Here is a 13,600-nt window from a genome sequence, read left to right as displayed (position 1 = left end):
GCCGCGTAACGTCAGGGTGCCGCCGGCGCGGACGGCCTGCGTCGCTGGGTGCGCCGGGTGAGGACGCGCATCACGTCGTCCCGCTCCTCGCCGGGGGCAACGCCGCGCAGCTCGCTGATGATCCTCCGCATGTCGGCGAGGGCGGTATGCGGCCTTCTTACCGCGTCGTCAGCGCCAGCAAGGTACGCCGCCGGTCCGTAGCGTCCCGTGTGCGGCGGCTGAGGTGTTTCTGCTCGATCGGCCTGCACGACGTCGTGTGCCGTCGACCTGCGATGTCAGCCGAGCGATCATGCGCTGGCCGATCCCCTCTCTGCCCCGCACGGCGTTGGGTACGGCCAACTGATGCAAGGTGGCGGTCTGTTGCCCCTTCGCGACAGCTAACACAGGGTCTGCCCATGTTCGTCGAGGGGGACAAGGGCTTGGCGTTCGCCGCCGTGACGAACCGGCGAACGTCGAGCCGAGGAGAGACCGGCCTCACTCGCTCGGCCAACTGCGCCTGCACCAGCGATTTTGTGTGAATCCGGTCACAGTATTGACAGTGGATGGAGCGCGGACCTAAGTTCACGCCACCGCATTGAAACGTTCCAGAGCGTCTCTGAACACCACTCCCTGACTGCATAGTCGCGGGGTCAAGAAGGGTGCACACATGCTCAGATGGGGATTAAGCGAACGATCACGCAGCGGATTCCTGGGATCGCGGGGCTCGGCCGCGGTGCGCCTGACCGCAACCACCGCAGCCCTCGCGTTGAGCCTGACCGCCTGCGGTTCCGGCGAGGACGATTCGTCGTCCGGTGAGACCGTGGACATCACCCTGGAGGGCCCGAACCAGTGGAGCGAGAGCGGTTCGTCGTTCGGTAAGCCGTGGGAGGACCTCGTCGCGTCCTTCCAGAAGGCGGAGCCGGATATCAAGATCAAGACCGTCGTGCTGCCCCTGAACAGCTTCGCGCAGACGATCTCCACGCATCTCGCCGCCGGTACCGCACCAGAGCTGGTGTTCAGTCAGGTGCCCCACAAGCCGCACACGGTGCACGCCCTCGACGAGTACCTCGCGAGACCCAACCCCTACATCAGGTCCGGACCGGGCAGCGAGAAGTGGGCCGACGCGTTCCGCAAGCGCTACTACGGCCTCGAGAATCCGGCGCTACGCAACGCTGAGGGCAAGCTTGAGTTCGTGCCCTTCAACCTGGCCGGGACTGGGTTGTTCTACAACGAGGAGGCATTCGGCAAGGCCGGACTTACGGGTCCGTTCAAGACTTTCGAGGACCTCATCGATGGGTGCGCCAAGCTGAAGGGGGCCGGCTACACACCGCTCGCGATGGACCGGTCCGACCTGGGCCCCGATTGGACGATCACCGCGATCAGCGGGATGTTGCTCGACGCGCACGTCGATCGTCTCAACGTCTACGCAGCGGACGGCAAGCCCGGGAAGGCGACGTCGGCGACGGGCGAACCCATCGTGACCAGCAAGTCGCTCGCCAAAGCAGTGCTCTCCGGCGATCTGACGCCGAAGACGCCCGAAGCCGTCGAGTCGCTCCAGCTTCTCAAGAAGGTGTGGGACTCCTGCGTCGACAAGCAGTGGTCGGGCAACACCGAGGGGCTCAACGGGGCCGTGGTCGGACTGCGTGACTTCGCGGCCGGCAAGGCCGGCATGGCGTGGGGTGTCAACTTCGGTGTCACCTCCTTGCAAGGCGTGAAGTTCGACTTCTCCAGCATGCCGTTCCCACAGATCACCAAGGAGTCCACGCCGCTCGCCAGTGGCGCTCCGGCGAGGTTCGGGGCCGGTGTCGGCGGCACCAACTACATGATTCCGTCGACCGTCAAGGGCAAGAAGCTCGAAGCCGCCGTGAAGTTTCTGCAGTTCGTCAGTTCGCCGGCGAACGCACAGCCCTGGCTGAGGGCCACCGGTGGCATCCCCGCGGTCGAGGGCGCTTCCGGCGCCGACGAGACGAAGATGTTCGCCGAGGGCAGCTGGGGCGACCCGGTCCCCCTGGTCATGCCCATCGGGCCGCCGGGTGTGACCAGGCTCAGCCTTGTCGATGGATGGCTTCTGGAAACGAAGTCACTCCCGGAACAGCAGCGTTACCTCCAGGACCTCTGGATCAAGGGGCAACGCCAGGCCGTCAAGGACGGCGCGTGGGGGAACGAGCCTTGGGCGAAGTAGGGACCGGCGGGAACAGCAGACGGACCGCTCGGCCGGTACAGGACGAAACCCGACGCGCGGAAGGAGGAGTGATGGCGAGGGGCCGGAAGCGCTTTCCCTGGTTTGCCTATCTGGCCCTCATACCCCTCTTTGCGACGCTGACCGTGTTCGCCTACTACCCGGCGGCCAGCGGGATCTGGCACTCGTTTTACGAATGGCGGCCGGGCTTCGAGTCGCCCTTCGTCGGGCTGGACAACTACAGGGCCATGCTGGACGACGACCTGTGGTGGCGGTCGTTCCGCAATCTCGGTGTCATCTTCCTCTTCGGTATCACCGTGGCGTGGGCGATCCCGCTGCTCGCGGCCGAGCTCATCATCAGCCTGAAGAGCAGGCGCGCGCAATTCCTTTTCCGTACCGCCCTGATAGCGCCCATGGCGTTTCCCGGGGTCGTCACGGTCCTGCTCTGGGCAGCGATGTACGAACCCAACAATGGCGTCATCAATCGCGTACTGCGAGCCGTCGGACGCGACGCTCTGGCACAGAACTGGGTGGGAGATCCGCAGTTCGCGCTGCTGTCACTGCTGTTCATCGGTTTCCCGTTCGTCGCCGGACTTCCGTTCCTGGTGTTTCTCACCACTCTGCAGAACGTCCCGGCCGAGGTGTTCGAGGCGGCCGCCCTCGACGGCTGCGGCCGGCTGCGGCGGCTCTTCGCGATCGACCTTCCGCTGATGGCGAGCCAGCTCAAACTGCTGGTGTTCCTGGCGACGATCAACGTTCTGCAATACGGCTTCGCGGCGTACCTGCTCACCGGAGGCGGACCCGACAACGCGACCGAGGTGCCGGTGCTCCGCATGCTCGGAGTGGCGTTCCAGGGCAACGAATGGGGCTATGCCGCCGCACTGTCCACCACGCTGTTCGTCATGACGATCCTCCTGAGCGTCATCATCGTGTTCGTGAGGAGAAAGGACCCGACCGATGTCCGTCGACTCTGAGGTCCGGCTCCGCCTGCACAACGCGCCGGACCAGAGCGACCTGGGGCGAACCGGGGCGATCCCAGCCACGTCGCGCGGACGTCGGCGCCGCAACCAGCTCGCGATCAAGGGTGTGCTCAGTGCCATCGCGTTCGTCGGGCTGTTCCCGTTCCTTTTCATGCTCATGACGTCACTGAAGACCAACCAGCAGTACTACGAGTCGTGGTGGATGCCCAGCCTGCCGTTCCACTTCGACAACTACGCCAGGGCCTGGGAGCAGATCCAGCCGTACCTGGTCACCTCGGTGGTCGTGGCAATCGGCTCCAGTGTCGGAGCGCTCACGCTGTGCATGGTGGCGGCGTTCGTCTTCGCCCGTTACGAATTCTTCGGAAGGAACGTGCTCTTCGGCCTGGTCGCGGTGCTGCTCATGGTGCCCGGCATCTCCAGTCTGATCCCGATGTTCGTGCTCATGCGTGACATGGGGCTGCTCAACACCCGCATCGTGCTCGTCATCCCGCACCTCGTAGGCGGCGCGGTGCTCGGAACTCTGCTGATGAAGACGTTCGTCGAGCAGCTGCCGCAGGAGCTCTTCGATGCCGCCCGCGTGGACGGCGCCGGCGGGCTGCGGATGTTCGTCTCCATCATGGTTCCGTTGTCGCTCCCTGTCGTCGGAACCGTCGCGTTGGTGACCGTGATCGGCGTGTGGAACGACTTCTTCTGGCCCTTGCTCACCGTCACGGAGAACGATCTGCGCACCGTGTCGGCGGGTCTGCAGTTCTTCCAGACTCAGCACGCGACGGAATACGGTCCGCTGTTCGCGGGATATGCCATCGCGAGCATCCCGCTGCTGCTGCTGTTCGTGTTCCTGTCCAAACATTTCCTCGCCGGAATGCAGGGCGGGCTTGCCGGCGGCGGTACCGGAAAGTAGACCCCGGCCTCGGCTCATCAGACAGCCCAGTGGGGCTGCGGAACTGTCCGCGACGCCCGGATCGATGGGCCGCCCGTCCAACCGGCCGCAGCCGCGATCGGCGACCCGATCGAAGCCCGAGACTGATGAACAGCAGCGCACACCCGGCTAGGCAAGGGGACGTGCCCGCATCGAAGGTGTCACGGCGTCGCGCGCGCCGAAAGGCCGCCCCCGCTGGTCTCGCGGCCCGTACAGCTCCAGCCAGACTGAAACGAAGGGACCACCCATGGGGACCAATGGCATCGGACGAAGGCAATTCCTCCAGTTCGGCGCTATGGGCACGGTCGCCGTGCTCGGCAGCGGCTTCTTCCGGGTAACCCCGGCCGAGGCCGCGGAGCGCGCTGACACCGGGCCCTGGGAGTTCGATTCCGCTCGGGGCCTGTTCATCCAGCCGATCACCACCACCGGCACAGCCGTGGGGTGGGAATTCAACAGGGACGGCGACGCCGAAGGATGGACGGCGGCGAAAGGCCTGGCGCCGTTCGTCGTGCGCGGCGGCACACTCAGCACCAGCGTCACCGGCTTCGACCCCTACATGACCGCGCCGCCGTTGAACCTCAACGGCATCCGCGACCGCATATTCCGGTTCCGGATGCGGGCGACCGCCGGTGAGAGCATCTCGGTCTACTTCGCCACCGACAAGTCCCCGACGCTCGGCGTGGACAAGCTGATCGAGATACCGATCAAGGCCGACGGCGCGTTCCACGAATACACGGTGGATCTCGCGGCGAAGAACGCGCTGTGGCAGCAGGGAACGGTGCAGGTGTTCCGCCTGGACCGGGAGCCGCCGGGCGCCGACGGCGCCCAGATCGAGTTCGACTACATCCGTATCGAACAACTCGGGGCCAGAATCGCGGTCGCGCCACTGATCGTACGGCCGGGCTCGGTACGCCCGGGGGAAGAGGTCACCCTGGCCGTTCAGCTGTCCAACGTCGGCGGCGAGCCGTCCACGGCCTTCCCCGCGAAGATCACGCTGCCGAGCGGGGTGACCCTCGTCACCGGGGGCGCGTCCCAGCAGGCTCCCGTCATCGCACCCGACGGCAAGGCTCAACTGCTCTGGACGGCGCGCCCGACGGTCGACGTACCCGGCGTGGCCACGTTCGACATGGAGGTACCCGGCAGCCGCCAGCAATTGGGCGCGATCTTGCCCATCGTCCCGGTGCCGCCCCCGTCCGCGCACTGGTGGCCCAGCGGTGTGCATGTCTTCCAGGACCAAGCAGGGCATGTGCACCTGCAGAACAGGAACGTCCGCGCGATCGTCGTTCGCGGATCCGGAGGCTACACGCAGCTCCTCCTCGACGTCCGGACGGGCCAGGAGTGGAAGCGGATGGCGACGTCGCAGCCGCTCAGCTACCTCGTCGGTCCGGCAGCCGACGGCGTCCGACTGATGCCGATCGTCCCCGACACCGCCCAACTGGCCGCTGATCATGTCCTCTTGACGGGACAGGTGACGGACGCCGACGGCGTGCGATGGACCTCGCAACTGCGGCTCGCCGTCAGGCCCGTCTCCGACGACGCCGGCTCAGCCGCACGCGCCGTCCAGGCCACGTACTCGATCACGCCCGACCGGCAGGCGAGACTGCTCGCCTTCGGCGGCCCTTCGCTCACCGCCGGCGAGGGCAGCTTCGGCAAGCCCAAACACATGGGGCTCTTCCCCGGGCTGGAATGGCTCGTCGCGGAAGAGAGATCGTCGAGCACGCTCGATGTCTGGCCCCCGGACAACCTCCGTATCACACCGCATCCGTTGAGGATCACGGTCCCGGTGATGGCGATCTCCGGCGGCGGGTCGACCGTGTCGGTCGCCTGGGACACGAACCAGCAGTGGGACGGCCAGAACCGGTACCCCAGCGCACGCTTCGCCTCACCGAACTGGCTCGCCGGGCAGGCCAACCATCTGCTCTCGCTGTTCGTCCCGGCCGTTCCCAACCCGGTCCCCGAGAACGCTCCATGGGCGACGGCACCCTATTCCGCAGCGGCCGGCCGGCCGCTGTCCGTCACGGCCGACTTCATCGTCAACCCCTCCGACGACGTGCTCACCGCCGTCGAGGACTGGTACTCGCTGCATGGCGTCCCCGAGCCCGGCACGATGCCGTTCAGCTGGGAGGACGAGCTCGCGCTCGTCCGGCACGCCTACCTCAAGTCCTTCTGGGATCCGCAGGTCAAGGGATGGGTGGCGTGGTCCGGCCAGAAGGCTGTGCAATACGTGCCGTACGGGGTGAACCTGCACATCGCCGGACTGTTGACCACGGACGCCGACGAACGCACGGCCGCGTTCCAGCGGGTGCACGAATTCGTCGTGAGCGTCCTCACCAACCATGGTCGCAGCGCGCTCGGCAACACGGACGGCACGTACAGCGGCTGGTTCCACGCGCCGTTCTACCTTGGCAACCTCGAAGGCGCCATCACCGAGTTCGAGAAGAACAGGGATGCCAGAATCCGTTCCCAACTACCGTCAGGCGGCTGGGCGTTCAACCCCAAGGAGGCGGAAGACGAGATCCTGGGTGAACGCGGAACCGAGATCATGGGCGTCTCGACCGTCCACGCCCACGGCCTCCTGCGCTATGCCCGGCTCACCGGAGACACCGCCGCCCATCAGGCGGGAATGCGGGCTCTCCACTTCATCGAACAATTCCACGTGCCACGCGCCGTGGGCGTCTGGGAAATGCCCATCCACACGCCGACCCTGCTGGGCTCCGCGTACGGCATCGGCGCCTACACCGAGGCGTACCGGCTCACCGGCGAGACCCGCTACCTGAACCGGGCCGTCTACTGGGCGCGGACCGGACTGCCGTTCCTGTACGCCTGGTCGGCGCCCGACCGGCCGTACATGCCGTACGCGTCTATCTCCGACTACGGCGCGACGATGTTCACCATCCCGTGGTTCGGCCGACCGGTGCAGTGGGTGGGCCTGGTGTACGCCTACTTCCTGCTCAGTCTCCTCGACGCCTCCGCCGACCCGAACTGCACCAAGCCGTTCCACCTGCCGGCCGACATCGGCGGGTTCCCCTGGCGCCGGATAGCCGAGGCCATCGTGATCAGCGCGCTGCACCAGCAGCGGACCACCGAACCGTACAAGGGCGGCTACCCGGACAGTTGGCTCCTGGTCCCCAACACGCCGGTGAAGGACTTCGACCTCAACCCCGACGACATCCTCAAACCCATGGTCATGCTGCTCGGCCACCCCGTCGACGTGCAGACCGCGCTCATCCACCCCAACACCCGGATCTCCACCGCCGCCGACGTGCTCGGCACCGAGCGCACATCATCGAGACTGACCGCCAGGCTGGGGTTCTTCCCGGGGCAGGTGTCGCAGCTCCTCATCACCGGAATACCCACCCCGCGTTCGGTCCAGGTCGACGGTCGCAGTCTCGGCCCGGTCACCGACCTCGACGCCGCGCCGGAGGGGTTCAAGTACGTCGCGAACGGCACCACGTTCATCAAGATGCGCCACGCCCAGCAGTCGACGCTGACCATCGACTACTAGAACGGGCGAATGAGACCCGAGCGTGGCCGGAGGTGAAGCGTCCCGACGGCACGCTCGCTCTCCCCGGGCGGCACCCGCCGCTCCCTCCAGGCGGCCCCCTCTCTCGCCAGGGGCCGCCCTCGCTCTCCCCAGGCGATCGCCGCGTGGGACGCCCACCCCTCCGGTCCTGAGGACCGGACGCGAGGGACCGAACCCTCCGGGTCACCGTACGAGAAGGAGCACTGTGTCGAGCAGCAAGTTGGAGCTGGATCTGGTCCCCATCCCGCCGGGGACCGCGCATACCGGGACGCTGATCCCGCAGGTCGAGGACCTGGCGGAGCGTTTCGCAGTGCACCCGTCCTGGTTCGACGGCGAACTGCCCGGCGCCCGGGTGGCGCTGCCCGCGTACGACATCGGCCGCACGCCCGTCACCAACGAGCAGTGGGCGATCTTCGTCGCCGACGGCGGCGGCAGGGCACCCGACGGGTGGCAAGGCCGCACCCCGCCGCAGGACGTGGCCGACCACCCCGTCACGCACGTCAACCTGCACGACGCCCAGGCCTTCGCCACCTGGGCCGGTGTGCGCCTGCCGTCCGCGGCGGAATGGGAACGCGCCGCGCGGGCCGACGAACACCGTGTCTTCCCGTGGGGGGACGAGATGGAGCCGTCGCACGCCCACTACGACGCCGATGGGACCGCCCCGGTGGGATCGCTGCCGGCCGGAGTCAGCCCGTTCGGCGTCCTGGACCTGTCCGGCAACGTCGCCGAGTGGACCGCCGACCAACCCGACCCCGCGACCGCGATCGTCAAGGGCGGCAGCTGGGTGACGACGGTGCCGGCCAACCTGCGGGTGGCCGCGGTCGGGCAGTCGGGCTGGGCGCTGAACCGCATGGACTACATCGGCTTCCGCGTCGCGCGAAGCCGCTGAGGAGTGACACGATGAAGTTCGAGCCCATCGCAGGGACCATGAGCGCCTGGGTGAGCGAGGTGCCCGCCTTTCCCGGTGCCCGCTTCTCGCTCGCTTTTCCGGAGGCCATCGGCGATGCCGCATCCGCCGTCTGGTACACGACGCTGGTGCCGAAGTGGGAGCAGCAGGAGGCCCGCACATGGCGGGCCACCGGACGCCAACCCGGCGAGCTGGCCTACGAGATGACGGTCGACCTGTCCTTGGACGACGCCGTCGTGGTGTCGTACACCTTGGAAAACGAGAGCGACCGCCACTGGGAGAACGCACTGGCCTTCAACTGCCTGTCCTGCGGCGGCGCCCGGGACGTCAGGGACCATGACTGCGAACGGCACTTCACCGGCATCGCCGGCGAACCCGTGCCCCTGCTCTCCGTCCCGCGCCGGCACAGCACCAGACCCACCGTGCAGTTCTACTCGACCGCCGGCGCGCCTCCCGCGGCGGACCTGCCGTTCGTCTCCGCATTCCACGCCACGCCCGATGTCGTCCTCGACCCGTGGGTGGCGGTGTGCAGCCGTGACGGCAGCCGTACCGTCGCCACCGTCGGCCGTCCGGCGGCGTTCCTGTTCCACAACAGGGAGTACTCCTGCATCCACGCGGCCAGCGGTTTCGGGGCCATCGCGCCGGGAGGGTCCGCCACCGCAGGCAACGACATGTTCTTCCTCGACGCGCCGCTGGCCGACGCGCTGACCCGCATTCGCTCCTCGATGGAGGTGGTGGTATGAGACTCCCGGTGACGGGTCGCTGCGCCACCCGGGGGCGGCGGCGGTGACGCGCCCCGAGCTTGACGTCGACGGGTCGCTTCTGCTGCTCAGTACCGCAGGCGTGGTGCACGCGGTCGACATCGCCGGTACGGCGCGGCAGGTCGCGTTCGGCCCGAGCCACCGGCTCGGCGCCGAGGAACTCACACAGGTGCGCGGCGGCCGGCTCGGCGCCGAGGCCGAGCTGCAGTTGGCCGGGGACGACCGCCCGCTCCCTCAGCACGGCACCCGGTGGACGGGCTGCGGCAGCACAGACAGCACCACGGTCCAAAGCCACCGGGCCGAACGGCTGGGGGACGGTGGCCTGCACGTGGTGCTCAGCTCGTCGGGCGAGAAGGGTCTGGAGATGGACCTGCACTTCCTGGCGAGGCCGGGTTCTTCCTGCCTGACCCGCTGGACGAGCGTCCGCGCGACCGAGGTGCCGCTCGCCATCGACCACGTCAGCAGCGGCATGCTGCGCGGCCTGGCGGCACACGGCGATTTCGACGCCCTGTGGCTGCACACCTACGACGGTGGCTGGTGCTGGGAGGGGGCCCTGCGGTCGCGGCCGGTGACGGACATCGCGCTGTACCCGGAGTCCTGTATCAACGCCTGGTCGGTGGAGACGACCGGTTCGTGGTCGTCGAAGCACATACTGCCGTTCTACGTCCTCGAGGACCGCGCGACCGGCATCTCGTACGGCATGCAGGTCGACGCCGGCGCCAGCTGGCGCATGGAGGTCGGCGCCGACTCCGGCACCGTCTACACGCAGGCCGGCGGCCCCCACTACGCCGGTGGACACTGGCGCCATGTGCTGCGAAGAGGGCAGCAGTTGGAGACGGTGCCGGTCGTCATCGGTGCCGTGGAGGGTGACCGCGCAGAGGCGGTCGATGCCTTTCACCGGCACCGCTGGCTGCACCAGGCACCGCGGGAACCGCGTCGCGGAGTCGTCTACAACGAGTACCACGCGACCATGAACACGCTCGACGCCTCCACCGTCGCGGCCCAGACGGCCGCGCTGACCGGCACCGGCGTCGAGACCTTCGTCCTGGACGCCGGGTGGTACTCACCGCAGACGCCGGAGGGGGAGATCGCCACCTGGTGGACCCTGGCGGGGGACTGGACGCACGACGAGAGCCGCTTTCCCGCGGGCATGAAAGCCCTGGCGGGAGACCTGAGCGACGCCGGGCTCGTACCGGGCATCTGGCTCGAACCCGAGGTCGCCGGGGTCGCCTCGCGCCTCGTGGCCGAGCACCCGGACTGGCTGCTGCAGCGCGACGGCCGGCCGCTGCTCGACGCGGGCCGGGCCTTCCTCGATCTGCGGCAACCACAGGTCCGCGACCACCTGGCCGGCGTGCTGGACGGGCTCGTCGACCACGGCTACGCGTACTTCAAGTTCGACTACAACACCGAGGTCGTCCCGGGACCGGATGCGACGCCGCACGGACCGGGGCAAGGCGCGCTGGAGCTTGCCGCGGGCTGGCAGGGGGTGCTCGACGGGCTGCGCGCCCGGCATCCGCACGTCGTACTGGAGAACTGCGCGAGCGGCGGCGGGCGTACGAGCTACGGCCTGCTGTCACGCACGCATCTCGGCAGCGTCAGCGATCACGGCCACTGGAACGGCGGCTGGCGCAGCTTCCCCAACGTGCTGCGTGCGGTGGTGGACGTACTGCACCCGTCGCAGGCCGTCAGCTGGGCCGTGCTCGAGCCGGACCTGAGCCTCGCCGAGACGCGCTACCGACTGGTCACAGGGCTGCTCGGGCGTATGACCCTCAGTGGGCCCGTGGACCGCCTCGACGAGGACCAACGGGCGCTGATGGTCGAGGCGGTGGCCTTCGCGAACGCCTCGGCCGACCTGCTCGCGATGGCGTCGGTGCGCCGGCACGGCCCCGAGCAGCCGCTGCATCGCACCGAGGCGCTGACGGCTCTGGAGGTCTTCTCCCCGGCCGGCTGCCTGCTCGGGGTGTGGCGGCAGGACACCGAGGACGACCGGCTGCGGGTGCGCCCGCACGGGCTGCGCGAAGGCCAGCGCTACCACGTCCAGACCTTCCCGGCGGGAGCTGCACCGCAGGAACTGGTGGGCGGCAGTGAGCTCACGCTCCACCTTCCCGACCGGTTCGACGCCGTCGCCGTCGCCGTACGCCCTGTCGACACGAACTCCCGGGAGGCGACATGACGCACCTGTGGACCGATGGCGCGCCTGAGATCGACGCGCACGTGGGCATCCGCGCGGTGGTCGACCTGCCGGAGCAGCGCCGTCTCGTCGTGCGCTTCTCCGCCTCGTGGTGGGCGGTGCTGCACGTCGACGGCGAGCCCGTCGCCGAAGGACCGCCACGCGCCCCCGCCGACCACCCCGAGCACGTCGAGACGGCGCTCGACCTCGCTCCCGGTCCGCACGTGGTGGCGTTCCACGTCGTGCACCCGGGCGTGCCGACCGAACAGGCAGAGGTCGTGACGCCGCACCTGTGGGTCGAGGTCGAGGGACAACCCGACCCCGACTGGCGGGCAGCGCCGCTGCATGCGTTCCGGCCCAGGGTCCGCCGCGTCAACGACAACCTCGGTTTCGTCGAGTGGTGCGACATGCGCGAGCTGCCGGCGTGGACGGGCCCCTGCGCCGCCGCTGACACGTGGACGCCCGCCGTGTCGGTACCCGGCCTGCCGGTCCCCGCTCCCGACATGGGCCCACCGGTGTCCTCCGCGCCCCTCACCGCCGTACGGGTGGCGCAGGGGGAACTGGTCGAGCGCCTGCTGCTTCCCGAGGACGACCCCGCTGCCACGGTGTTCGCCCGGCAGTTGGCGCCGGACGGGCAGGTGCCCGCGCAGGGGGCGTGGGCGCGCTTCGACCTCGGCCGCGTCCGGCTCGGGCGCCCGAGTGTCGAGATCAGCGCGCCCCCGGGCGCCACCGTCGATCTGCTCTACAGCGAAGACCTCCTCGATGGCCGGGTCACGCCGTGGATCTCGATGAGCAACGGCCTGTCGGCGAACCTCGACCATTACGTCGCCGCCGGCGGGCAGCAGCGGCTCGGGCCGGTGACTCCCCGCGCCGGGCGCTGGGTCGAGGTGCACGTGCTGACCGAGGGCTCGCCGGTCCATATCGGGGAGTTGCGCTTCGACGAGCGCAGCAGCGCCCCCGCCGACCCGGTCGGCAGCCTGGCGACCGGCTCTCACAGGCTCGATCGCATCTGGCAGGTCGGCATCGACACGCTGCGGGCCTGCTCCGAGGACGCCCTCGTCGACTGCCCGGTGCGCGAGCGTGGCCAGTGGCTGGGCGATGCCGTGGTCGGCATGGAGATCGCCGCCGTCTCGCACGGGGATCTGCGAATCGTGGAGCGCTCGCTGCGGATGGCGTCCGGCTGCGCCGACGACGACGGGTTCGTGGCCGGTCAGGGGCCCGGTGCCGTCCGGCACCTCGCGTCGTACTCCGCGCTGTGGCCGGGGGCGGTCCTGCGGCATGCCGCGCTCTCCGGCAGCCGCAAGCTGCTCAGCGAGCTGGCACCGGCCGCGGCACGCAACGCGGCGGCGTTCTGCGCCCGCCTCGGTCCCCAGGGGGTCGAGGGTCCACTGCCGTGGCCGTTCGTGGACTGGGGCGCCGCAGACGACGGCCTCTCGATCTCGCTGCTGGCCCTCGACGGACTGGACGCCTCAGCCCGCTGGCTGCGCGAGGTGGGACACAGCGCCACCGCGGCCGTCGACGAGGCCGCCGCGGCGCTGCGCGAGACGCTGACTCTTCGCACGTCCGCCGAACCGCTCGGCTACCACGCCGCGTCCCTGGCGCTCCGCGCCGGAGTCCTGCCGTCGAGCGCCGAGCCCGCCGCCGTGCAGCAGGTGCTCGACCACCTCGACTCCTGCTTCCCCCTCGACGCCACCGGACCACGGCTGTCCAGCCACCTCGCCACAGGCGAGCGCTTCGTGACTCCGTACTTCCTGCACTTCTCGCTCATCGAGCTGGCCCGTCGTGGCCGGGCGCACGAGGTGCTCGAACGGATCGAGGAGCTCTACGGCTGGCTGCTCGACCAGGGAGCCACGACATGGTGGGAGAACTTCGACCCCCGGTGGAGCCGGTGCCACCAGTGGTCCGGAACCCCGACGTGGCTGCTGTCGCGGATGCTGCTCGGACTCTGGGTGCAGCCCGACGGCGGGCTGCGCCTTGAGGTACTCGCCGGCGAGCGGACGGGGGCGTCCGGTCAACTGCCGCTTCCCGGTGGGGGAGTGATAGAGGTGTTGTGGCGGCGGGACGGTAAGGCGATGCGCTGGTCGGCTCGCTCCACCGCGCAGGTGGAGCTGCGCCAGGGCGATCTCGTGCACAGGCTGGAGCCCGGCGCGCAGCTGAACCTCGTCCTTCCGAGGTGACCCTC

The 13,600-nt window shown here is 69.1% G+C and carries 8 protein-coding genes; all 8 read left to right on the top strand.

Features of this window, described 5'->3' with window-relative positions; genetic code table 11:
* The first annotated feature begins 646 nt into the window (after nt 1–646).
* Nucleotides 647–2,161: an ABC transporter substrate-binding protein gene (locus ACFWW8_RS30590; RefSeq protein ID WP_386533873.1), complete on the top strand. Its 1,515-nt coding sequence runs from the start codon at nt 647–649 to the stop codon at nt 2,159–2,161.
* Between the two features lie 71 nt (nt 2,162–2,232).
* Nucleotides 2,233–3,132 (top strand): carbohydrate ABC transporter permease, encoded by a 900-nt coding sequence (locus tag ACFWW8_RS30585; protein ID WP_386533870.1) that lies wholly within the window; start codon nt 2,233–2,235, stop codon nt 3,130–3,132.
* Nucleotides 3,116–4,039, top strand: a complete 924-nt coding sequence (locus tag ACFWW8_RS30580) for a carbohydrate ABC transporter permease (protein WP_386533867.1) — start codon at nt 3,116–3,118, stop codon at nt 4,037–4,039. The genes ACFWW8_RS30585 and ACFWW8_RS30580 overlap by 17 nt, the downstream gene beginning before the upstream one ends.
* A gap of 313 nt (nt 4,040–4,352) precedes the next feature.
* Complete coding sequence (locus ACFWW8_RS30575) at nt 4,353–7,562, top strand: hypothetical protein (protein WP_386533864.1); 3,210 nt, start codon at nt 4,353–4,355, stop codon at nt 7,560–7,562.
* A gap of 223 nt (nt 7,563–7,785) precedes the next feature.
* On the top strand, nt 7,786–8,469 hold the full coding sequence (locus tag ACFWW8_RS30570; protein ID WP_386533863.1) for a formylglycine-generating enzyme family protein: 684 nt from the start codon (nt 7,786–7,788) through the stop codon (nt 8,467–8,469).
* An 11-nt stretch (nt 8,470–8,480) separates the two neighbouring features.
* Nucleotides 8,481–9,230: a hypothetical protein gene (locus ACFWW8_RS30565; RefSeq protein ID WP_386533860.1), complete on the top strand. Its 750-nt coding sequence runs from the start codon at nt 8,481–8,483 to the stop codon at nt 9,228–9,230.
* A gap of 43 nt (nt 9,231–9,273) precedes the next feature.
* Nucleotides 9,274–11,421, top strand: coding sequence for a glycoside hydrolase family 36 protein (locus ACFWW8_RS30560; RefSeq protein ID WP_386533857.1), 2,148 nt, complete (start codon nt 9,274–9,276; stop codon nt 11,419–11,421).
* Nucleotides 11,418–13,595, top strand: a complete 2,178-nt coding sequence (locus ACFWW8_RS30555; RefSeq protein WP_386533855.1) for a family 78 glycoside hydrolase catalytic domain — start codon at nt 11,418–11,420, stop codon at nt 13,593–13,595. Before ACFWW8_RS30560 ends, ACFWW8_RS30555 begins: the two co-directional genes overlap by 4 nt.
* The last annotated feature ends 5 nt before the right edge of the window (nt 13,596–13,600 follow it).

The organism is Streptomyces sp. NPDC058701, assembly GCF_042715295.1.
GTDB lineage: Bacteria > Actinomycetota > Actinomycetes > Streptomycetales > Streptomycetaceae > Streptomyces.
This window is presented reverse-complemented; position numbering and strand designations above follow the sequence as displayed.

Excerpts from the sequence above, each read along its gene's own strand:
- ACFWW8_RS30590 (WP_386533873.1), top strand. The coding sequence starts at position 647 with ATGCTCAGATGGGGATTAAGCGAACGATCACGCAGCGGATTCCTGGGA.
- ACFWW8_RS30585 (WP_386533870.1), top strand. The coding sequence starts at position 2,233 with ATGGCGAGGGGCCGGAAGCGCTTTCCCTGGTTTGCCTATCTGGCCCTC.
- ACFWW8_RS30580 (WP_386533867.1), top strand. The coding sequence starts at position 3,116 with ATGTCCGTCGACTCTGAGGTCCGGCTCCGCCTGCACAACGCGCCGGAC.
- ACFWW8_RS30575 (WP_386533864.1), top strand. The coding sequence starts at position 4,353 with ATGGGCACGGTCGCCGTGCTCGGCAGCGGCTTCTTCCGGGTAACCCCG.
- ACFWW8_RS30565 (WP_386533860.1), top strand. The coding sequence starts at position 8,481 with ATGAAGTTCGAGCCCATCGCAGGGACCATGAGCGCCTGGGTGAGCGAG.
- ACFWW8_RS30555 (WP_386533855.1), top strand. The coding sequence starts at position 11,418 with ATGACGCACCTGTGGACCGATGGCGCGCCTGAGATCGACGCGCACGTG.